The sequence below is a fragment of the Bdellovibrio svalbardensis genome, assembly GCF_029531655.1.
GTDB lineage: Bacteria > Bdellovibrionota > Bdellovibrionia > Bdellovibrionales > Bdellovibrionaceae > Bdellovibrio > Bdellovibrio svalbardensis.
Genome location: NZ_JANRMI010000002.1, coordinates 473,644 through 496,368, shown reverse-complemented (window position 1 = coordinate 496,368; position 22,725 = coordinate 473,644). Strand labels below are relative to the sequence as shown.

The 22,725-nt window shown below is 46.7% G+C and carries 15 protein-coding genes; 8 read left to right on the top strand and 7 right to left on the bottom strand.

Translation table 11 applies throughout. The features are described 5' to 3' along the window. Positions 1-53 precede the first annotated feature (53 nt). On the top strand, positions 54-2,192 hold the full coding sequence (locus NWE73_RS07530) for an ATP-binding protein (protein WP_277577688.1): 2,139 nt from the start codon (positions 54-56) through the stop codon (positions 2,190-2,192). Here NWE73_RS07530 and NWE73_RS07525 read toward each other — a convergent pair. From NWE73_RS07525 to NWE73_RS07510, 4 genes are all read right to left on the bottom strand, one after another. Continuing rightward, entirely contained in the window at positions 2,126-2,578 is a 453-nt protein-coding gene (locus NWE73_RS07525) for a YiiD C-terminal domain-containing protein (RefSeq protein WP_277577687.1), read from the bottom strand. The two genes, NWE73_RS07530 and NWE73_RS07525, sit on opposite strands and share 67 nt — an antisense overlap. Continuing rightward, positions 2,569-3,528 carry a sulfurtransferase gene (locus NWE73_RS07520; RefSeq protein ID WP_277577686.1) on the bottom strand — a complete coding sequence of 320 codons (960 nt, stop codon included), beginning with the start codon at positions 3,526-3,528 and terminating at the stop codon, positions 2,569-2,571. Before NWE73_RS07520 ends, NWE73_RS07525 begins: the two co-directional genes overlap by 10 nt. 55 nt (positions 3,529-3,583) lie before the next feature. Beyond that, complete coding sequence (gene lysS / locus NWE73_RS07515) at positions 3,584-5,062, bottom strand: lysine--tRNA ligase (RefSeq protein WP_277577685.1); 1,479 nt, start codon at positions 5,060-5,062, stop codon at positions 3,584-3,586. Positions 5,063-5,147: 85 nt separating this feature from the next. Beyond that, a complete protein-coding gene (locus NWE73_RS07510) occupies positions 5,148-6,071 on the bottom strand; it encodes a class I fructose-bisphosphate aldolase (protein WP_277577684.1) in 924 nt (307 codons plus the stop codon). 161 nt (positions 6,072-6,232) lie between these two features. Between NWE73_RS07510 and NWE73_RS07505 the strand changes: the two genes are divergently transcribed. The 5 genes from NWE73_RS07505 (at position 6,233) to NWE73_RS07485 (ending at position 15,134) form a co-directional block, all read left to right on the top strand. Continuing rightward, positions 6,233-6,781, top strand: coding sequence for a NifU family protein (locus NWE73_RS07505; RefSeq protein ID WP_277577683.1), 549 nt, complete (start codon positions 6,233-6,235; stop codon positions 6,779-6,781). Continuing rightward, entirely contained in the window at positions 6,762-8,123 is a 1,362-nt protein-coding gene (locus NWE73_RS07500; protein WP_277577682.1) for an MATE family efflux transporter, read from the top strand. The genes NWE73_RS07505 and NWE73_RS07500 overlap by 20 nt, the downstream gene beginning before the upstream one ends. 171 nt (positions 8,124-8,294) lie before the next feature. Beyond that, entirely contained in the window at positions 8,295-8,804 is a 510-nt protein-coding gene (locus NWE73_RS07495) for a hypothetical protein (protein ID WP_277577681.1), read from the top strand. Beyond that, the gene (locus NWE73_RS07490) at positions 8,801-13,804 is read left to right on the top strand and encodes a tail fiber domain-containing protein (RefSeq protein WP_277577680.1); all 5,004 of its coding nucleotides are present in this window, start codon (positions 8,801-8,803) and stop codon (positions 13,802-13,804) included. The genes NWE73_RS07495 and NWE73_RS07490 overlap by 4 nt, the downstream gene beginning before the upstream one ends. A 148-nt stretch (positions 13,805-13,952) precedes the next feature. Continuing rightward, on the top strand, positions 13,953-15,134 hold the full coding sequence (locus tag NWE73_RS07485) for a PA14 domain-containing protein (protein ID WP_277577679.1): 1,182 nt from the start codon (positions 13,953-13,955) through the stop codon (positions 15,132-15,134). A gap of 35 nt (positions 15,135-15,169) precedes the next feature. Here NWE73_RS07485 and NWE73_RS07480 read toward each other — a convergent pair whose 3' ends face one another. From NWE73_RS07480 to NWE73_RS07470, 3 genes are all read right to left on the bottom strand, one after another. Continuing rightward, on the bottom strand, positions 15,170-16,537 hold the full coding sequence (locus tag NWE73_RS07480) for an MFS transporter (RefSeq protein ID WP_277577678.1): 1,368 nt from the start codon (positions 16,535-16,537) through the stop codon (positions 15,170-15,172). 116 nt (positions 16,538-16,653) lie between these two features. After that, positions 16,654-18,750, bottom strand: coding sequence for an AarF/UbiB family protein (locus tag NWE73_RS07475; protein ID WP_277577677.1), 2,097 nt, complete (start codon positions 18,748-18,750; stop codon positions 16,654-16,656). Between the two features lie 144 nt (positions 18,751-18,894). Further along, positions 18,895-19,686: an MOSC domain-containing protein gene (locus tag NWE73_RS07470; protein WP_277577676.1), complete on the bottom strand. Its 792-nt coding sequence runs from the start codon at positions 19,684-19,686 to the stop codon at positions 18,895-18,897. 164 nt (positions 19,687-19,850) lie between these two features. Here NWE73_RS07470 and NWE73_RS07465 point away from each other — a divergent pair, with 164 nt between their 5' ends. Together NWE73_RS07465 and NWE73_RS07460 are read left to right on the top strand one after the other, a co-directional pair. Then, positions 19,851-21,611, top strand: coding sequence for an alpha/beta hydrolase (locus NWE73_RS07465; RefSeq protein ID WP_277577675.1), 1,761 nt, complete (start codon positions 19,851-19,853; stop codon positions 21,609-21,611). A 1-nt stretch (position 21,612) separates the two neighbouring features. Then, positions 21,613-22,713, top strand: coding sequence for a DUF6765 family protein (locus NWE73_RS07460; protein WP_277577674.1), 1,101 nt, complete (start codon positions 21,613-21,615; stop codon positions 22,711-22,713). Positions 22,714-22,725 lie beyond the last annotated feature (12 nt).

Below are 22,725 nucleotides of genomic sequence, written 5' to 3'. Positions count from 1 at the left end.
AATTTCGCGAGACATCCTTAGCCCCACGTTCTTATTTTTTCTAAACTAAATCCATGGAAAAACAGAAACTACCTTGGTGGACCTGGGTCCTTCCCCTCGCCATCTTTCATCTTGGTACAAGACTCAGTCTGACTTATCAGATTGCACCGGGCGTTTCGACTTTTTATTTTCCGGTAGCACTTGGTTTTGTTTTGATCCGATGGTGGGGCTACCGAGTTCTCCCAGCTCTCTATATTAATTCGGTGCTTTCTGCAGGACTCTGGGGACTCAATAAGGTCGAATTCTATCCTTTATTTGGTCTGATAGAAACTTTCGAGGTTTGGATTTCATACCTTCTTATTAAGGAGCGATTCAAAAACACTCTCTGGTCTCCAAATCCCACTGACTTAATCATTTACGGCATCCAAGGCGTTATGATTCCGGCTGGCATCGCTGCCTGCCTGTCTCAAGGAATTTTAATACTAACAGGAAATTCAAATTCCGATTCCGCAATTTGGGTCGGAATTAGCGCGTTCATTGGGGATCTTATGGGCGGAGTCAGTGTCAGCCTTCCGCTCTTAATTATCCTGACGCCAGTACTCGAAAAAAGAAAACTCAATCTTTTCCCGGTAGACAACTTTGAACTGCAATGGAAATGGCGAATTCCCCTGAAGGAAAAAGTCTTGCTTGCCATCGGCGTTTCGCTCGCCTTGGTCTTGAGCATCTCGCTTCCCATCTTCAGAGTTTGGTATTTCATGGGGATCTTTGTTCTTCTGCCGGCTATTTGGTACGGGCTGGAGTTTGCCATTATCGTCAATTCATTCATTTCATTTTTAACTTTGGCCTACCCCGCCTTGGCTGGACAAAAATGGCCACAAACCCTGGATTCAACCCAAATTGTCGCAACCCTTTTAACCTTGAATTTCACGGCCCTGGTGGCGGGCTCTGCAGTTTCATATTTTCGAAAAAGACTTTCGCGGGTCATTAGCGCTGAAAACGAACTGAAGGTCGCAAAAGAACAAGCTGAAGATGCTTCGCGCGCTAAATCTGAATTCCTGGCCAGAATGAGCCACGAAATTCGCACGCCTCTTAATTCAGTCCTGGGAATGCTCGAACTCTTGAAAGAAACGAATCTCTCCAAGGACCAAGAGCGCTATCTCACACTTTTTAGTCACGCTGGGGAAAATCTAAAAGCGCTGATTAATGATCTATTGGATTTCTCCAAGATTGAAGCCAAGGCCCTTACGATTGAAAACATCTCATACAATCTTCATTCAACCATTCGTAGTGTTTTTGAAATTCTGCAGATCAAAGCCGAAGAAAAGGGCCTGAAATTTGAGCTCAATTTCGCCGAAGATGTTCCCCTTTATCAAATGGGTGATCCGACTCGCCTTCGCCAGGTTCTATTTAACCTTATTGGAAATGCCCTGAAGTTTACCGATGAAGGCGAAGTCTATATCAATGTCTCTGTTGAAAAAGCTCCGCAAGAAAAGTTGTTAATTGAAGTGCGCGACACCGGTATTGGTATCCCCCGAGAAAAACAACAGGTGATCTTTTCTCCTTTCGTTCAAGGTGAATCCAATATCACACGACGATATGGTGGCACGGGCCTGGGCCTGGTCATATCAAAGAATTTGGTTGAAATCATGGGGGGAGATATTGAGTTGCGCAGTCTCGCCGGACGCGGCACCACCTTCCGCATTACACTGCCGTATCGTCCCGATATGACAGGCCCTCAAGAGAAAGCCAAAGCCGCCGTCACAAAATGGCCAGAGTCTTTAAGTCAACGACGCTATAAAATCCTGCTTGTGGACGATTCAGAGGACAACAGAGTTCTTATCACTCATTATTTAAAGAGTATGCCCTTTGATTTCGTCGAAGCCGTGAATGGCAAAGAGGCCGTTGAGAAATGCAAAGACAACGTTTTTGATCTTATCTTCATGGACATGCAAATGCCGGTTATGAGCGGATACAAAGCGACAGAGATCATCAGACATATCGAGAAAGAAAATAAACGTCCACGCACCTATATCATTGCTCTTACCGCCACCGCAGTTTTGGAGGAGCTACAAAGAACAATCAGCAGTGGTTGTGATCAATATATGGTAAAACCAGTTAAGAAGGCGGAGGTGGTCGAAGCCCTCATTCAGGCATTCACAACAAAAGTCCCAAAGAGTGAGGCTTTTAAAGAGCCGCCATCCCCGAGTATCTGAACCTTCACGGTGTCCTTCACTCGTTTTTCTTTTTGAAGCTTGGTAAAGAAATCTACTTCTTGCTCGAGAGAATCAAAACTCGCGACCACATCAAAATCTGTATCAACAGGGCGCAGATAGGAAATCTCCCCTTTGGAAATGACAATATTGTCTGTGGCAATTTTGTAGTGTTTTAAGCCCGTCAACACCAGCGCATAGGCCGACATCACACCGGTTGCGTAAAGACTGCCACCGAAAGCCGTGCCTTTATGATTTAGATTCTTTTCCAGGGAAACACGGAAATGCGCTTTATGAGACGTGATTTCTATCACTTCAATACCAAGATGCTCGTAGAGCTTGATCTTATCTCTAAGGATATTATCAATCTCTTCGCCCTTTACTTCCATTGCTCATAGCCTCCGGCATAGTTCACTGATTGGCGATATCCCAAGCCGCGCAGAGCATAAGTCACTGCCGCCGAGCGTACACCGTGATTACTGATAACCATCACAATTTTGTCCTTAGTGATGCCTTTGGCTGCAAGAAGCTTTTCCACCTCTTTAGCCGGGAGATCTTTGTCATTAAAGAATTCGCGCCACTCGATATTGACCACTGAAGCTTTAACATCTTTTTGTTGAGTTAAATTCTGCAGGGCGAACTCTTGGGAGCCACGCACATCCAGAATAATGACTTTGTTTTTAGCGTCATTGAAGTTCATACCGAACAGGCTCGCCACTGGCATATCCGTGGCACCTGGAGGCAAGCCGCCCAGAGATTTGCTGCGGGCACGTGATGAATACTTCATCGGAGGCAATTGTTGGGTGGCGTAAGCTTTGAAATTTTCAAAACTGATCATCATAGACTCATCAACCACAGGCTTCCAGTAAGGTTTATTTTTTACCGGAGGCGGACCTTCCTTAGGGTTGATCGCGCGGTAAGAGGTATGCATCAAAGTGTAAACCTCGCGAACTCCTAAAACCTGCAAAGTCCAGGCGACACGCCCCTCTTCACCACCACCTTGGCGGCCTTTACCGAGGACGACAACTTTAGAATCCAAGTCGATACCAATCAAAGAAAGACGACGAGCCATTGCAAAAAGATCCGTCTGCAAAAGTCCACGATAACGAGGATCTTGTTGAGAGAAGTCCTCCCAGCGAACATTGATCGCTCCAGGAACATGAGACAAATTGAATTCAAAAGGAGATCTGACATCTAAAATCACCGGATTATCCGCCATGATTTTTTCAGCCGTCATGGTTCCCGGAATCACCGGTTCCTGCGAAACAACTTTAGTAGGTACGTATTGGCAACCTGCAAATAGACCTACAACTGCAAGAAGTAAAACTAATGAGCGCATCAGAACAACCTCCTAAACAAGGTCAAAACAAAGGGAGCATTTCGCTCCCTTATGTCTACTTAGTAATTCTCATTGTCGGAAAGAAAATAATATCGCGGATACTTGGACGATCCGTCAGGATCATCACGATGCGCTCAATTCCAAGACCGACACCACCTGTTGGTGGCATCCCAGAATCGATAGCCAACAAAAAGTCTTCATCCATTGGATGAGACTCTTCATCTTTGCCACGCTCTGCTTCTTGTTCTTTCAAACGAGCCGTTTGATCTTCTGGATCGTTCAACTCAGAGTATGAGTTCCCGATTTCCATGTAAGCTGCAAACGGTTCGAAGCGCTCAACCAAGCGATCGTCTTTGCGGTGAATTTTCGTCAATGGTGAAATCTCTTTCGGATGATCCATAACGAAAGTTGGTTGCCACAAGTGCTGCTCTGCTGTCAGCTCGAACAATTCCATGATCATTTTTCCGCGCTTTTCTGGCGCTTCCATATGACCACCCAATTTGTTCACAGCTTCGAACAACTCTTGATCTGTTGCCTTATCTGGATCGATCTTCGCGTATTCACGAACACCATCGTGAACCGTCAAACGTCTCCACGGTGGCGTGAAATCAATTTCTTTACCTTGGTAAGAAACCTTCATGCTGCCAGTGATTTTCAAAGCCAACTGAGAAACCAACTCTTCAAATTGGTTCATTTGGTAGTTGTAGTCTGTGTAAGCCTCATAGAACTCAAGCAAAGAGAATTCAGGATTGTGAGTACGGTCGATGCCTTCATTACGGAAGTTCTTGCTGATCTCATAAACTTTTTCAAAGCCGCCTACCAAAAGACGTTTCAAATAAAGCTCTGGTGAAATTCTCATGTAAAGCTTCATATCCAAAGCTTTATGATGAGTTGTAAACGGAGTTGCCGCTGCACCACCATAGATCGGTTGCAATGTCGGAGTTTCCACTTCCATAAAGCCGCGATCATCAAGGAAACGACGGATCTCGCTGATGATTTTAGAACGAGTTTGGAAAACCTTGCGAGAATCTGCATCGGTCATCAAATCCAAGTGTCTGTGACGGTATTTGATTTCAACGTCCTGAACGCCGTGGAATTTTTCTGGCAATGGTTCAATCGACTTTGTCAAAATTTGGAAGCTCTTCAAGTAAATTGAGAACTCGCCCTTTTGAGATTTGAAAACATAACCTTCAACACCGACGATATCGCCAAGATCCACCAATTCAAAAGCGGCACGCTCTTGCTCTGGCAACTCTTCTGTTTTCACATAAACTTGCACAGAAGCTGTTTGATCTTGCACGTTGAAGAAGCAAGCTTTACCCATCGCACGCAAAGTCATCAAACGACCGGCAATACGGTAAGTACTTTCAGGCTTTTTCTCTCCAGCTTGAAGACCCGCCGCATGTTTCTCGACGATCTCTGCGATGGCCGTCTTATTCTCAAAAGAATAAGGATAAGGATTGATGCCCTTCTCACGAAGTGCGTGAAGTTTTTTGCGTTTCTCGGCTCTGAGCGGATTTTCTTGAATCGACATTTTTACCTAGTTTCTTATCAACAAAATGTGATCAGCAAAAGGTGCCCCCAAAAACTGGCAGCTACCTTTTGCTTCACTCGATACATTATAGTTTTTTACCTGCGAAAGCTTCCATCACGTTATGAAGCAACTGAAGTGATTCTTTCTTCGGACGTTGGAAGGCGTTACGGCCCATAATAGAACCGAAAGCTCCACCCTGCGCCAATTCGCCCACTTCTTTCAAAAGCTCTTCGGTGCCTTTCGCTTCGCCACCAGAGAAGATCACGATGCGTTTGCCTGCAAAGCAAGATTGAACAACGTGGCGAATACGATCCGCCAAAGTTCCGATTTTGATGCCTTGTTCAGCGTAAACTTTTGCCGCAGCCGCCTGTTCAATATGCGCCGTTGGTGGTTTAACTTTCACGATGTGTGCGCCCAATTGACAAGCGATGTGAGCCGCATAAGCGATCACGTCGATAGCTGTCTCACCATCTTTAGAAAGTTGCTCACCACGAGCGTATGACCAAATCACGACAACCAAACCAGCGGCCTTCGCTTCGCGCGCTGCTTGTGCGATTTCTTCGTACATACCTTTGCGTTCAGCAGACCCTGGGTAGATCGTGAAGCCAATACCCACGCAACCCAAGCGCAAAGCATCGTCAATATAAGATGTCAAAGCAGAGATAGGACGCTTGTCCGTATAAAGAGTGTCAGAGTTATTGATTTTCAAGATCAAAGGAATTTCGCCAGCATAATCGCGAGCGATCATCTCAATAGCACCAAGTGGAGCAGCATAAGCTGAACAACCTGATTCGATCGCCAACTCAACATGGTAGTTTGGATCGTAGCCATCTGGATTTTTTGCGAAAGTGCGAGCAGGTCCGTGTTCGAAACCTTGGTCCACAGGAAGAATAACAAGCTTGCCAGTACCAGCCAATTTACCATGGTTCAACATGCGAGCCATATTCGTCAAAACGCCTGGATTGTCCGCTCCGTACCAGTTCAAAATCTCTCTAACTCTTGGTGTCATCTGAAGGTCTCCTGAATGTGATTAACCGTTCTAAAAATCCCATCTAACGTATTGAACTTTTACGGGATAATCAAGCGCGGCGCGGATATTAACACGCTTGGCAGAAACAAGGCTGTGGTATACTGTGGCCCTCCGGGCTGATAGCCCCCCAGTGAGGTCTTATGAATAAAGTTAGCTATGAAACGACTCCAAATCCTTCGACAATGAAGTTCATTCTGCACCAAAAAGTAGCAGATGAGGGCTTTGACTGCCCGACGGCGCAAGAAGCAGAGCGTTCTCCCCTGGCTAGCAAGATTTTTGGTTTCCCATGGACGAGCTCAGTTTACGTGGGTACGGACTTTATCACTGTGACGAAGCAAGACTGGGTGGATTGGGAGCTTCTGGCGCAGCCTTTGAGCGGCTTGATTCAAGAGCATTTGGATCGCAATGAACCTGTGGTTGTAACTATGGTAACAAACCATGGTGAGTACGATGAAAATGACTCGGACCTGATTCGTAATATTAAATCCGTTTTAAATCGCGAAATTCGCCCCGTCGTCGCACTTGATGGCGGTGACATTGTTTTCAATCGTCTTGAAGGCAACACTTTGTATATCCATATGAAAGGCGCTTGCTCTGGCTGCCCGAGTTCTCAGGTTACTTTGAAAGAAGGCGTTGAGACTCGTATGAAAGAACTCTTCCCGGAAATTCATGAAGTTCTTGCAGTCTAAGTCTTTTCACGAAACCAAGCTTCTTCTAAAACTTGCGGGTCCCATCATCGTTGGTCAAGTGGGTCAAAATCTGATCCAACTGGCAGATACAATTATGGTCGGCTCGATAGGTCCCGTCGCTTTAGGCGCCTCCGCTTTTGCCGGAAGCATCTTCATCGTCTTTTTGATTTTTGGCCTGGGCATTCTTGCGCCAACAACAGCTTTGTTCGCGAAAATGCAGGGACAAGAAAACTTCCCTTTGGGAGGAGTGCTGCTTCGCCACAGCCTGATGGTCGCTATGGGCATCAGTGCCTTGTTGATGGCCGTCATCTATTTGCTGATTCCGCATTTGAATATTTTTGGACAACGTCCTGAGATTCTTTCCCTCGGGGTCAGCTTCTTTAAAATTATCGCGTGGTCCATCATCCCTTCAATGATCTATCAGTGCTATAAACAATTCACCGATGGCATTGGTAAAACCAAAGTGGGAATGTTTGTGATGATCGCAGGTGTGATCATCAACGTGGCTTTAAATTATGTTCTGATTCATGGCCTTTATGGTTTCCCCAAGCTGGGCTTGAATGGTTCAGGTTGGGCCACTTTAATTGCGCGCACTTTGATGGCCTTCGCCATGATATTGTACGTCCATCTTCATCCTAACTTTAGCAAATACATGACTGAGCATTGGATCCATCGCTTCGATCATCAGATGGTTAAGAATATGCTTCGTCTGGGGATTCCAACGGGATTTACCTATTTCTTTGAGGTCGGAGCCTTCTCTTCCGCGGCAGTTATGATGGGTTGGTTTGGGGCCATTCCACTGGCGGCCCATCAAATCACCATCAGTTTGGCCAGTACAAGTTTCTTAATCACACTGGGTATTGGTATCGCAGCCAGCATCCGCGTCGGTTTCGAAATGGGTCGCGGAGACTATCCTCTGGCTCGCCATGCTGGCTTTACAGCCATTCAAGTTGGCGGCATCTACATGGGCCTTTGCGCTCTTGGTTTTTTCTTCTTACGTCACTGGTTCCCTACTCTTTATGTCAGCGATCCTGATGTCATTCAGTGGGCCGCCCGATTCTTTGTGGTCGTTGCGATCTTTGAAATCTTTGACGGGGTTCAAGCGGTTTCCATCGGCGCTCTTCGAGGCATGAGCGACACTCAGTGGCCAGGCATCATCGCTTTCTTTGCTTACTGGGTGATGGGTCTGCCTGGCGGCTATCTGCTGGCCTTCCACCTTGGCGTTGGTCCAGTAGGCATTTGGGTTGGGCTTTTGATTGGCTTGATCTTCGCGTCCATCCTTTTGACCTGGAGATTTCATCTTTTGAGTCGTCGCTACACTGAAAGTAGTGTTTCTAACTGAGAAAAACAGCGCCACACAATCAAAGTGGAACGAAATGTTCCGCTTTGAGATTTCAATTAAATAATTGAGCTATTCCGAAACTTTAGCTTTCCACAATTCTTGCCGATCTATTGGTCAATGCAGTTGAGGAATTTCAGGTACTTTTGCCTCCTTACTAGTCTTTTTATTTTCGTGGGTTGCACCGATGCAAACCCTAAGGTCGCTGCATTGCATGCGCTTGACGAGTTTGAATTCAAAAAGAACTTCGTCGTCACTGCGGATCTAAGCTCTATTCCCCTGCAAGCAAAATGCTCTCGCTTCATTGATCATGTCGATGTCAGTTTCGATTCTGGCGCAACGTGGACCAACACCTCCACCTACGACACTTCTTCGCAGTTTGATTGCGCAAACAGCAACTACACCATGACTCTTTCGAACTCGAAAGCTCCATGGAACTCGATGTCTTTCACAAGTGGCCAGGTGGTCAATGTGAAATTCCGCGCTCTTTCGCGCGTGGGTAACTATGTCTATCGTGACATCTCTGTGAAATACACACCGTCAGCAACTATCCGCCAAGAAGTTTTGGTTGGGGCCGGAACTTCGACGGCAGCCAATATCGTATTAAAAGGTCGCATTCGTGCGCAAAAGCAAGCGGTCGCAAGTGGTGGCAGCGTTGTGGTTAAAGGAAGGATCCTCGAATGATAAAGTCCCTCCTTTCCTTATTTTTGATTCTAGCTTCAAACGCGGCTCTGGCGGCTTCACCGTCACCCGGTCCATTGATGACTTATGAGGGTCTTCTTACTGACAACTTGGGCAATCCACTAACGGGATCCAAGAGCGTCACCTTTCAAGTACTTTATGGTTCTTGTATTGCCTATGAAGAAATTCAAACTGTTGTTCCCGGTGCCGCAGGTGAATTCAGCGTTATCGTCGGAAGCGGCACCCGCCAGGACAGCACGGGAAATACGGCGGATCGCATTTTTGCGTCTTCGGGATCTGTAAACTGTTCGGGCTCTTCTGCAGCTTCTGTCAGCGGATTCGCAAGTCGCAGTTTGCATATCAAAGTCGACGGAACGGATTTAAGTCCCGATGTCACCATCAACAATATTCCCTTCGCAATCAATGCGATGAAATTGGCTGATAAAGATGTTTCTGATTTTGTTTTGAAAAACCAAGTGAATGGCGCCACTTCATGTGACGGCACCAATAACTTTCTAACCTGGAATGCGGCGACCATGTCTTTCGGTTGCTCGAGTGTCTCAGGTTTGACTGGTGGTACCGTACTGACGGTCTCTGGTTCAGCCCCTATCTCAGTGACCGGAGCCGCCGCAAATCCAGTGGTTTCCATCTCGCAAGCTACTTTTTCAACCAATGGTTTTTTAAGTTCGTCGGACTGGAATACGTTCAATGGTAAATTATCTCCGAGCCTTGCCAGTGGAAAAATACTTGTTGGTAATGGCAGCAACGTAGCCTCCCCGGTCGATATGAGTGGTGATGCTACGATTTCAAATGCCGGAGCCGTTTCGCTTTCCTCTGTTGGATCCCCAGGTACTTATTTTAAAGTTACAACCGATGCTAAAGGGCGCGTCATATCTGGAGTCGGGGCGCTGACTGCGACTGATATTCCAGGACTTGATTGGAGTAAAATTACGTCTGGAAAACCGACGACTTTGGCTGGGTATAGCATCACTGATGCTCTTTCCCTTTCTGGCGGTACGATGGGCGGTGCTATTGACTTGAATAGCAATAATCTTACGAACCTTGGCTATGTTACTATGTCGCCGAATAAGTCTTTGCATCTATCAAATAACTCGACGGATCCGACGGGATTATCTACCGTTGATAAAGGCAAGACTTGGTACAACGCCACCTCCAACCAAATTAAATACTGGAATGGCTCGGCTGTTGTAACATTGGGAGCCGCAGGGGCTGGTACTGTAACTTCGGTCACTGCTGGAACTGGCTTAACTGGCGGTACAATCACCTCAACAGGAACTATCGGTTTAGGTACAGAGTTGAGTGGATTGAATGGTATTGCAACGACGGGTTTTGTTAAGCGTACAGGTGCTGGAACTTATAGCGCAGGCAACGCAAGTTTGACTGCCGATGTAACAGGAACATTGCCGATTGCAAACGGCGGAACAAACTCAACAACTGCATTGGTTGGCAATCGCGTGATGGTCTCTTCAGGCGGAGCCATTGTCGAAGCAACGGCAATTACCGCTAATAAAGCGTTGGTGTCTGACTCTAATGGAATCCCCACTCACTCTGCTGTGACCAACACTGAATTAGGATATGTTTCAGGAGTCACTTCTCCTATCCAGTCTCAACTGAATGGAAAACTATCCTCATCGGGCTGGGCAAATTACAGCGTCATCGGAACAAATGGCTCTGGTGCTATGACTGCAGTTTCCGGATCAACAACAGGTACTATCTTACAACATTCTCCAACAGGTCCCGTATTCTCGACTGCCGCTTACCCTAGCTCAACGACAGTAAATCAATTGCTATTCTCTTCTGCAAACAACGTCGTGGGTGGGTTAACATCCGCGAATGATTCAGTTCTTTTAACCAATGGTACGGGTGCACCAGCTTGGGTTGCAAAAACATCCGATACATTCACTCAGTATGCTTTATTGGCAGGTCGCTCTGGTGGTCAGGCACTGAATGGTGGAACAGCTGCAGGTAACAGCTTGACGTTAGACTCCACTTCAAACGCCACCAAGGGCAATATTCTTTTAAATCCCACTGGTGGTAATGTCGGTATTGGAACTTCGACTCCCTCAATCAAACTTGATGTGGCAGGAGCAGTACGCGTTGGTACCGATGCAACAGCCTGTGCAGCGGGTGTAGCGGGTGCGATTCGCTATAATGGCGGCAACGTTGAATATTGTAACGGAACATCTTGGAATGCATTTGCAGCGAGTGGTGCTGGCATCACTTCTCTAAATGGCTTAACTGGAAATACACAAACTTTTGCCGTTGGCACAAGTGGAAACTCGCCGGCATTCAGTTCTGCGACAACTACACACACCTTAAATATTCCGATGGCGTCAGTTGCTTCGGTAACTGCGGGTCTTATCAGTAAAACTGACTATGACAATTTCAATACAAAGCTGGGAACGGCTTCGACATTCTCTGGTGACGTTTCAGGAACTTCCAGCACGATGTCAGTGGATAAAATTAAAGGCAAAAGTGTTGTTCCTGTTACCTACTCACCTGGACAACATCTTCGTTTCGATGGAACAAATTGGGTCAACTCGTCAGTATCTCTTCCAACTGATGTCACGGGTACTTTACCGGTGGCAAATGGTGGTACGGGTGTGGCCACCATTGGAGCTGGCAATTTAGTTGTGGGGGCTGGGACTGGCGCCCTCAGCTCATTGGCGGCGGGAGCAGCTGGAAATGTCGTCTACGCAACAGGTGTGACCTCTTGGGCAAGTGGTTCGCCAGACACCGCTGGATTGATTGATAAAACTTCACCACAGACAATCAATGCCGCAAAATCTTTCAATAACTATTTGCAACTGAATGCTCAAAACGAATTGCGCTTTGCAGATGCTGATTCATCAAACTACGTCGGTTTCCGATCACCCTCGAACGTTACCGCAAATAAAACATGGACTTTACCTCCTGCTGATGGCGCTGCCGGCCAAGTTCTTAGCACTGACGGTGGTGGCAACTTGTCTTGGGCCACTCCTGGTGGCGGTGGCACGATCACGGGTGTGACTGCTGGTACTGGAATGACTGGTGGTGGTTCGACTGGGAACGTGACAATCTCACTTGCGAATACTTCCGTTGCACCAGGAACTTACAACCGCGCGAATATTACCGTCGATGCACAAGGTAGACTTACAGCAGCTGGGACCTCCCCTGCTATCAATCTTTCAACAGAAACCACAGGTGTTCTTCCTATTTCTTTAGGTGGTACAGGCACGACTACAATCGTTGGAGCCTTCAACGTCCTTTCTCCACTGAACACTAAGGGTGATCTTGTTACTTATGACAACGGCGGCAACAATGTTCGCCTTGGAGCTGGAACCAACGGTCAGGTTTTGACTGTGGATTCGGCAATGGCAACGGGATTGAAATGGGCTACACCACCTGGTGGTACTGTCACCAACGTCACTGGCACAGCACCAGTTGTGGTTTCGAATGGTTCTTCGACACCGTCCATTTCAGTGAGTGATGCAACCGCTTCGTCAAAAGGGATTATGCAAGCCGGATCTGGCTTGTCGGTGACTTCAGGAATTGTGAACGTCAATCCAGCCAGCTTCGCCTCCGCCGTACCTGTCTCTAAAGGAGGTACTGGCTCTACAACAATGACTGCGAATCGTTTGATTGCCTCGGACGGAACAGGTAACTCGTATCTTCCATTTACCTGCCCGGTAGGACAACTTGTAGGTTTCGACGCCGGCGGTACCGCAGGTTGCTATTCTTCTAATGGTGCTGGCTTGTTCAGTAACGGCGGAAATGCCTTTGGTGCGGCTGCAGTTTTGGGCACAACAGATGCCTTTGGACTAAATATCGTTACCAACAGTACAAACGCAATGTCTATCACTCCATCAGGACAAATTGGAATTTTCGGCACCAACCCAGGTTCTTCACGAGTCTTCGTTAACGAACCTACGTTACCGGTTGCTTTGCATTTGAAATCAGGATCTACCAACTCAACTTCAATTAAGTTGGAAAATACAAATGCCGCCGCCAATCCATGGGTCATCTCTGCGAAGGCAGATGGAACTTACGCACTCTTTGACTATGGTGCGAGTATGACAGTTCCACGTATGGGCGTGGACACAACTGGTAATACCACTTTCTACGGTGAGGACTCTTCGCCAAAGGTCGCCGTTGCCAATTCAAGCGCCCCAACTGTCGGACGATATCCTGGTTTCCAAACAATCACCTACGGCTCAACTACCGCAAGTTGGGGAACCTATGATTTCTATACTGCCAAAGGCAGTAAAGGTGCCGCCTCACCTGTGAATGCGTCAGATACCATCGGCACAATTGGCGCCTATGGAGCAACAGGCACCACAACTTTCCAGCAATCTTCGCAAATCCGTTTCATGGCTGACGGAGCACACTCAAGTGGTGTCGCGCCCGGCGCACTCGGTTTCTTCACGGCCCCGTCCTCTGCATTGATGGAACGCATGAGAATCACCAGTACTGGTAACATAGGAATTGGCACCAGCACCCCTGGTTACACCCTTCACGTTGTAGGCACCGCCGGCTTGAGCACGGGAACAGCATGGACTATGGCTTCAGATGCCCGACTTAAAGATATTCATGGTGACTATGAATATGGATTAGACGAAATCTTGCAACTCCACACTGTGCGCTTTAACTATAAAAAAGACAATGCACTGAACATCCCTTCTGATAAAGCTGTGACTGGATTTATTGCGCAAGAAGTTCAGAAAGTCATCCCAGATGCAGTTCATACTCGTGATGACGGCTATCTGGAGTTGAATGCGGATCCAATTCACTGGGCCGTGGTGAATTCAATCAAGGATCTTTACACGAAGTACATTCAACCACTTCTGGCGAATGATCAAAAACAAGATCGCGCGATTGCCTCACTCGAGGCGGACAATGCTAAGATAAAAGCTGACAATGCGGAAATGAAAGCTGAAAATGCAGCCATGAAACAAGCCCTCTGTGAGTTGGGTAAACAGGCCTTCTGCGAGGGAAACCACTAACAGCCTTTCAATGAAATCTGCAATTCACATTTCCGTTTACGAGTCTCAAACCGCGACAGGTATATGACTCAAACCATGACACTAAAACCTCTTCCCTTCTGTTCTTCCGAACTTTTGCTATACTGACATCTGCGAAGTTGAGGTACGTATGATGAAATCCACAGTTTTTCTGTTGGGCATGGCACTATTTCCAGCCTTAGCATTTGCTAAGAGCACGTCGTCTGATATCCGCTATAAAAAGGGAACACTCAAGTCGATTCGCTGTAGCTATTTCGGCAGAACAGAGACAGGTCCGTCTGTAGGAAGCATCAACTTTAATGACGACGCTGAAAATACCGTCTGCGACCCTCTTTCCAATACAGCGGCCCCTTCGCAAGAAAATGGATTGCTGGCAAAACTGATCGTCAGAAACGAATCAATGGGAAGCACTGTGAACAGTGTTTTGGACTATCACAACAAGGGCACTGTATTGGATAAGAAGATTTACTTCGCTTCTGTCAACGTCCCGACTCGCACATTTACTCAAGGCTTTGCAACTCAAACTGGCGATCTCTTATTGGATGCGCAAGGCAATAAACTCATCGAAAACTTCTCTTTGGAATACACTTCTACTCTACAGCTCGGCCCTAACGACGCCGAAGGAGACTATGAAGTGGCGTCATTGAGCGATGATGGCGTTCGCCTTTTCATCCAAGAAAACGGAACTTGGAATGAACTAATTAACAACGATGGCAATCACTCGACTCGTATGGGGTGCCCATATCGCACCATTCACTTAACCAAGGCTTCAAAAGTTCCAATTAAGCTCCTTTACTATCAAGGACCTCGCTATTACATCACCAATGTTTTGGTTTGGAAAAAACACCGCCAGGCTAAAACTTGGAAAGAGCCTTCCAAACATTCACTCTGTGGTTATTTAGGAAATAACTTCTTCTATAGCGCCAGCAATGGCAAAAAGAGCGTAGGAATGAGTTTCTTAGAACTGACCGGATGGAAAACTATCAGCTCACAAAATTACAAGATGCCGGAACAAACATCCAATCCTTGTTCGTTGGATCCACTACAAATTACGAACTTCGCCGTCAGCGCTATGGCTGATTCTACGGCGACTCTTTCTTGGAAAACGAACTACCCGGCTTCAAGTCGCCTGAGAATTGTAAATCAGTTTACATTTGAGGAAGTTTATACCGACTTGGATAGCTCCCTGGTAACAAGCCATTCGGCAAAGTTGACAGGCCTCACGCCAGGAATGCTCTACCAAGTTCAAGCTATCTCGAAAGACGCACAAGATCGAGAGGTTCGAAGTCAGCTCATCGATCTCGCTCCTTAGAATTCATAATGGCCGCCTTCACTTAAGAATGGCGGCTAGGTCTTAGTGGGCCCATGCCACTGAACATTTCTATTCTCTTTAATATAGATAGTTCCAATGATGAAGGTCATCACCGCAATTGAAATCGGATATGCCAATCCCGCGAAGTGGTTGCCTGTACTTGCCACTAAAGCCGTACCAATAAATGGGACCAGTCCACCAAACACACCGTTGCCGATATGATATGGCAATGACATCGATGTGTAGCGAATCTGAACCGGGAAAAGTTCGACCAAGAAAGCCGCAATAGGACCGTAAACCATCGTTACAAACATCACTTGAATCCACACCAAGAAAGTCAACATTGCCACATTAGGATTGATTCCGGCGGCCGTGGGATTCGCGGCACTCCAGTCAGAATAAAACTCCATCCCCTGATAAATGGGATAATAAGAAAGTGCCGCGATCAAACAGCCTGCCATCATAATCGGCTTTCGTCCGATCTTGTCAGACAGCGCACCAAAGACGACGAAGAAGGGCGTCCCCAACAACAAAGCCACGGCGATGATTTGATTGGCCAAAACAAAATCCACCTTCAAAACAGTCTGCAGATAATAAAGCGCATAGAACTGCCCCGTATACCAGACGACTCCTTGCCCAGCTGTTGCCCCCAGAAGAGCCAGAATCACAAGCCTGCGATTCTGCGGATGCATAAAACTATCGTGGAGTGGTCGTTTGGAAGCCTTACCCTCTTCTTTCATTTTCATAAAAACCGGTGACTCAGACATTTTCCGACGAATCATGTAAGAGACAATCACCAGAACAACAGATAATAAAAAAGGAATGCGCCAGCCCCAGTCTTTAAAGCTGGCATCTGCCATATTAAGACGCGTGACTAAAATAACCCCCAGGGAGACAAACAATCCCAGAGTCGCTGTTGTTTGAATAAAACTGGTGTAATAGCCGCGTTTGCCATCCGGGCTGTGTTCCGCCACATAGGTCGCAGCACCGCCGTACTCTCCGCCCAGGGCCAATCCCTGAAGAAGTCGCAAAACCAAAAGAAGTACAGGGGCTAGAAAACCAATTTGTTCAAAGTTGGGCAGTAAACCGATGGCAGTCGTCGCAAGCCCCATAATAAGCAGTGTCACCATAAAGGCATACTTACGACCGACAACGTCACCCACCCGCCCGAAGACCAAGGCGCCGAAGGGACGAACGATGAAACCCGTAGCAAAAGTCGCTAACGTACCAAGCAATGCGGCTGTTTCATGACCTTTGGGAAAAAATTGTGCAGAGATGATAGTTGCTAAACTGCCGAAAATATAGAAGTCATACCACTCAATCAAAGTTCCCGCACTTGATGCGGCTATAACTTTCCAAATTGTAGATGGAGCCAGTGTTCCGTTTGCTGTCGTTGTGGCCATTATAGAGCTTCCTCCCAAATAGCCACATTGTTGATGAGCCTAGACTCTATAAACAAATAGTTCCTGCAAAATTTCCTACTCTTAATTTCGTACTGCCAAACTACAGTTTCCCTGTTTTAGAGTAAAACCGCTTCACATCTGAAGGTCGCTGGCATCTTCGGAGAAGTTAATGCCTCCGGACTTCTAACCATCCCAATAATTTCCTGAAGTCCCAACTTCATCAAATCTGCATGAGATAGTTTTTCTTCAAGAACCAGGCGGCGATAAACCAGCATTGGATTTTGAAAAGCAAAGGACTTGATCATATTGGAGATTGAGAACTTACTTCCGCTGTCTTGCAAAAGCTTATTCACGATCACGATACCGCGATTCAAACTGATAAAATCATAGGGAAGACGCAAACCATGATTCATGGCCCACTTTGTCCAGCCATCGATTGAAATCTCATCTGGATTTGTTATTCCCGCTTTCATACGAGCTACAACCAGGGACTTCAATTGTTGCTCGGTGACTTCATTGACTGACTTGTTACTAATCTTCCAAAAGCTGCGAGCCACCAATTCAGGATTTTTCAATTCGATACCAGCGCCCAACACCATAACCTGGCGCTGTAAATCAGCAGGAATCACACCGCCCATTCCGAAATCCAGGATGTTCACACGAACTTTCTCGTCTGTGAGTCGCACCATGAAGTTTCCCTGATGCAAATCCGAATGATAGAAACCACCACCGAACAGAACCTCCTGGCCCCACATTTTGGCCAAGGCCTCGACGACACCTTTTTTGAGGTTCGGTGCCAGCTCCGCCCAAGCGGCCGCCTCTTTATCGAGTTTTTTACCAATGACAAGCTCCTGAACCATGAGTTTCGATTTTGGAGTTTCTGGAGCATAAATTCCCGGGACATGGAACTCGATGCTGTTTTTATATTCTGGCGTTTTCATAAATGTGGTCTGATTGTAGCGAGACGCCGCCATCTTCTGTCTGGCAATCGTGTCTTCCTGACTGAGCTCTGCTGTCACAGTCGCTGTGACATCGGCTACAATGGGAGCCAACTTGGGGGCCCCTGTCTTTGCAAATTCAGGATTACTATCCAAGATGGCTGCCACCTCTTTGAGAATACGGCCATCTTCTTCCACGCGCTTTTCGATATCCGGTTTAATGAACCGAACAACCACATCTTTGCGAACACCCTCAACCAGGATTTTCGCTCTGTGGACTTGCGCCATCGTCCCGACGCCAATGGGTTTATTCTCGAAATATATAAACTTGTAGTTTGCCTTTTCGTTGGCAAGTATTTCTTCAACTTGTCTATAGGGAACAGGACGAACTGCATCTTCCAAAGATTTAAAGACCTTGATCATTTCAGGATTCAAGTCCCCTTGCCTTGCCACGATTTGCAAAAGCTTTTGCAACTGAGGTCCGGAATTTTGAACCATAATCTCGAACTTTTGCATGTCGTTCGCGTGGAGGTTGCCTCCTAAGAAAGAAGATACAATGAGTTTTTTAGACTGCGGGGAAAGCCTTGCGAAGTATTCAGTCAGCATCGTTTGCAACACAATCTTCATGGAAACGTCGGTGGACTGAGCCATCTCAGAGTTGGCAATCTTTTCACCGATGCGATCAAATTCCTGCATATGCTTTTTAAAAAGATTCTCGTTTTGTTCCAACAACCACTCTTTTGCCAAAGTTTTGCCAGAGGGATCTTGCAACAAATGCAAAGCGTTTCCGACCAGCTCTTTGGACTGAAGGTAACTTTGCGCCGTCTTGTCAGATTCGGCCATCGCTTTGAGTTGTTCTAGCTGCCACTCTTGATAGGCTTCAATTTGTCTTTGCACCCGAGGGCTTGATGATTCATAGATCGCAATGGCACGTGGGCCGTCTTTCTCGATCATGGCCAAATCCAATACCACACTTTGAGTGTCGGGCCATTGACCTCTAAAATGCCTTAAGAATTCTTCGAAATTCGCAACTTGAACTGTTTTAACCGGAAGACTGGAAACCGCAGTAAAGTACTTTTCCGCACGATCGAGGTACTCCCTCTGAACCTCTGGCTTTTCACCATGGGCCATCATCGCGTAGGTCAATGCCAGGCGCTGTTCATAGGACAAATAGAGCTCCTTCTGGGCTCCGTTCTTATGACTAGAAGCCAAAGAAAGACTGGCGAACAGCAAACCGGTAGCTACAAGTATGATCGCAAGAATTTGTCTCAACATGATACACCTTTAAAAAAGAGTCTTATTCCACTCTTAGAAGGTGCATGCATTGGGCCTTGCCTAGACGCAATTAAAAGGATTTTTACTGTGTACAGAATTTACAGACCGCCAGAAGTGTCAGCCCGACTTCTTATGAAGTGAAGACTACTCCAAAACCTGCAGACTGTCGCCGACACGAATGAGACCTTCATTTTCAGGGATCCACAAAGTTCCAAAGAAGACACCATTTCCCTCGCGGCGATAGCCTGCCAAGGTTTTTAGTGGATCAGGTCCACTGGGAATTCCGGTCTTTTGATCAATAGTGATAATCGTACAGCGCGCACATTTTTTTGGAAGTGAGAACACCACTTCGCCTACTTTGATCTTCTTCCAAGTCTCTTCTTCATAGGCTTTCTCACCCTGAAAAATGATATTTGCACGGAAGCGATCCACACCCACCGGTTGCGCCAGACGTGAATTCAGCTCTTCCAGACTTTTCAGGTTCACAAGTTGTAAAGGTCTGCCATCGGCAAAACGAACTTCAGGTTTCCAATCAGCCGCATGTGAAAGCACGCGACGTTGTGAGTACGGCGCATAGCGAACCAAGCGACAATTCACTCCCAAATATTGAGACAGCGCTTGAGAATACAAATCCGGTTCCAGCGCCGCCTCAAAAGTGTCATTCCAAACCGACACTTTCACCTTGCGCTGAAAAGAATTATTCTTCGAAATCTTAAAGAACATCTTTTCAAAACCCATCGTCAAAGCGGCAGTCTCATGGAAAACTTCAAGAGTTGCCAACTTGGGCACGGTTCTTTGAGAAATAAACTTTCCATTTTCATCAATCAGCATCCACTGACGATCCCCTTCGGGACCCTCGTGAGTCATCTTCATTTCTTTTAATGCTTGTGCGCGGGCTGATTTAACTGGATAAATGTAAAGTTCTTCAATTCTCATGCGGATATGTTTTCCTCGACTGATTCCGGAGGCAAGAACTTTTCTGCTTCAGAAAGCTGCCGCGTCCAAGACTTTATTTCACTGTCCACCGATCCTAGGTCGATATTGCCCATTTACCGAACTCAAGAAGCTTCCTACTATAGATGTAAACAAAGGAAGACTTAGTGACACACCAAAGCACCTCCCTCGAGTTCACAGAGAGAATGGCCGGCCACTTCATCGAAAAGCAATTTACTCTTTCGGCCAATAGTCCCTTGAAGCGAAACGACTTCGTACAAATCGAAGAAGCCAATGAACGAACCCCCTTCGAGTTCACCCTCACGATCAAGGTCAACGACTTGGATCAGTTCATCGTCGATCCTTTGTTGCAGGCCATCGCTTTCGGCAAGATCACCAATTTCCAAGGCGGACAGGATCTCACCGTCGAGACAGGCTTGTTCAATCTCTTCGTGCGCTCTGAGGCAAGTCCCGATTTGGATACAGCCAAGGAAATGCATTACACGTTATTTTTGAAAGATTCTCAGGGAAAAGCTTGGACCTTCTTTGGCTTCAAAGAAGTGCTCAAGGAAGATTCTTTTGAGATGTGGAATCAGACCACCACCTTGTACTATTACCTTTGGGAAGGACACTCCACCTTCGACCATCCCGCAAATAAGAAGGTTCAAGGTGTCGGAATCTTGCGAATCTCGGTCAGTGATTTCATCAAGCAACTTGGCACTTTTAAAAGTAACGCTCCTTCAGCCCTTGAAGAGCAGAACGCGGTGATAAAGTTTTTAAATGTCTTCGCCAGCAATCTTTGGGTGGCTTATGCTCCCTTCATCTTTACAACAACTTCTGCGCGCTGGAATGAACATCTCTTCCCCGTGAACTCCACCCAAGGTGTCGCACTGGGGGAAAAACATCTCTACCCACTGGATACGCAAGATGGGCTGACCATCTCAGTGCAACGGTTTAAAGCCAAAGAAACTAAGAACGTCGTTCTTTTACTACACGGCTTAACGACATCCACGGACATGTACATCATGCCTGAGCATCAAAACTTCGTAAATTATCTGCATGCCAATGGCTTCACGGATGTATGGTCTTTGGATTGGCGCGGCAGCGGTCGTTTCGTCTACAACTTAATGCCTCATCGCTACAACATTGATGACATTGCGAAGAATGACATCCCAAAAGCGATCGAGTTCATTCGCCAAGCCTGCGGAGAGGATGTGAAAATTCATGTCGTCAGTCACTGCGTTGGCTCTTTGTCATTCATGGCTTCACTGGCGGCAGGACATGTTAAAGGTATCGCCAGCGTTATCTCAAACAGTGTCTCTTTAACTCCCAAAGTTCGTTGGCAGGCCTTTCTTAAAATGATCTTTGGGCCAGAACTCTTAGAATATCTTTTTGGTTATGCTTACATCAGTCCGCGCATGCCTTATTTCCCAGGTCCTGGATTTGGCAAATGGCTTTATTGGATGGAAAGAGGCATTCGTCATGAGTGCAAAGAACCGGCATGTCATCTGGTCAGCTTTATGTGGGGCTGGGGATACCCAGCCGCTTATGTCCATCGCAACATTCACCCGACTACACATCGTCGTTTGGCCGATCTTTTTGGAGGCACTAGCTTTCACTACTATCGCCATATTCGAAAGATGCTTTTTGCCAAGGCTTCTGTCTCTTTTGATAAGAAGACCAACTATCTGCAGGAATCTCAAAAGAGGGATCTCCCGCCCATTCTGTTTATCAGTGGATCTGAAAACAACATCTTCCCGGGCTCTAACAAAATGACTTACGAGGCATTGAAAACCGGCAAGAACGCCTCCCGAGTTCAATACCTCGAGTTCCCTGGCTATGGCCATCAGGACACCTTTATGGGCCAGTATTCGCACATTGAAGTCTTCCCGAAACTTCTCGCTTTCCTGAAGGAACAAAAGGTTTAATATGCAAATCGACTTTCACTTGGGTATCACCTATGTTTTAGCCCGCATGAGTGGGTTTTCGCCCTTCGAAGCAAATACCATTGCCAGCAGTTCGCAATATGTGGACGATGCCATTCACTCAGGAACTATTTTATTTGAAAACCATTCCGCCTATCAGTTTCAGGCGAGCGCCCACAAGATGCTCGACTATCGAAACTTCAAAGAGCTCGCCAATCACCATGTGTGGATTCCCTTTCACTTTATTCCTGGAAATGAAGTGCGCGTTGGGACTGTGGATTCTTTGGTACAAAAATTAATATGCCGACCAAACAGCCCGGTCGCACAGGATATTCTTAAAGAATGCATTGAGAACTTTCAGAAATCTTTTGGCTACCACCTCTTGGGAGTCACAACGCATGCTTTCGTTGACACCTGGGCCCACCAGGGCTTTGCGGGAATCACTCACCCCGTCAATAAGGTTGCCGAAATCTTTGATGATGAAGGCGTTCTTGATGCAGTCATGATGAAGAACCGCCGAAAGTACTATCGCAGAAATCCTTTCCGTCGCATTTACGATTGGATTCTTTCATTCTTTGTAGGCGAGTCCAACCCCATCGGACACGGCACCGTTCTAAGCTACCCCGATCTTCCTTACCTGCGCTGGCGCTACGAAGACTGGGAAGGCCGCATCATCCGCCGCGACAATCCCGCAGAATATATGCAGGCCGTGCATCATGTTCTTGAATTTTACAAAAGCATTCGCAAGGCCCACAATATGCCGGTCGTGAAAATCTTCGACGAAGATCTTACCAAGATCAAAGAATTTATAGAAACGATTGATCACGAAGAGGGCGACGAGCGCTTGGAAAAATGGCGTGAGTACATTCAATGCGGGCACTTCACGTTCGGCACAGATACTTGGAAGTACTCTGTGGAAGGCCCTGAAAGCTGGCTTAAAGAGGCTTTTGATATCGACATCCAAACTGAGTTTGAATTTAAAAATGTTCCCTACAAGGACAGCTTCTTAGGTTCGAATTGGAAACTGATGCACGATGCTTTGTTATTCTATCGCTTTACCGTCTTGCATGATGTTCTTCCCAAATATCAAATTTGTGTCGCTTAGAGGATATTCCCG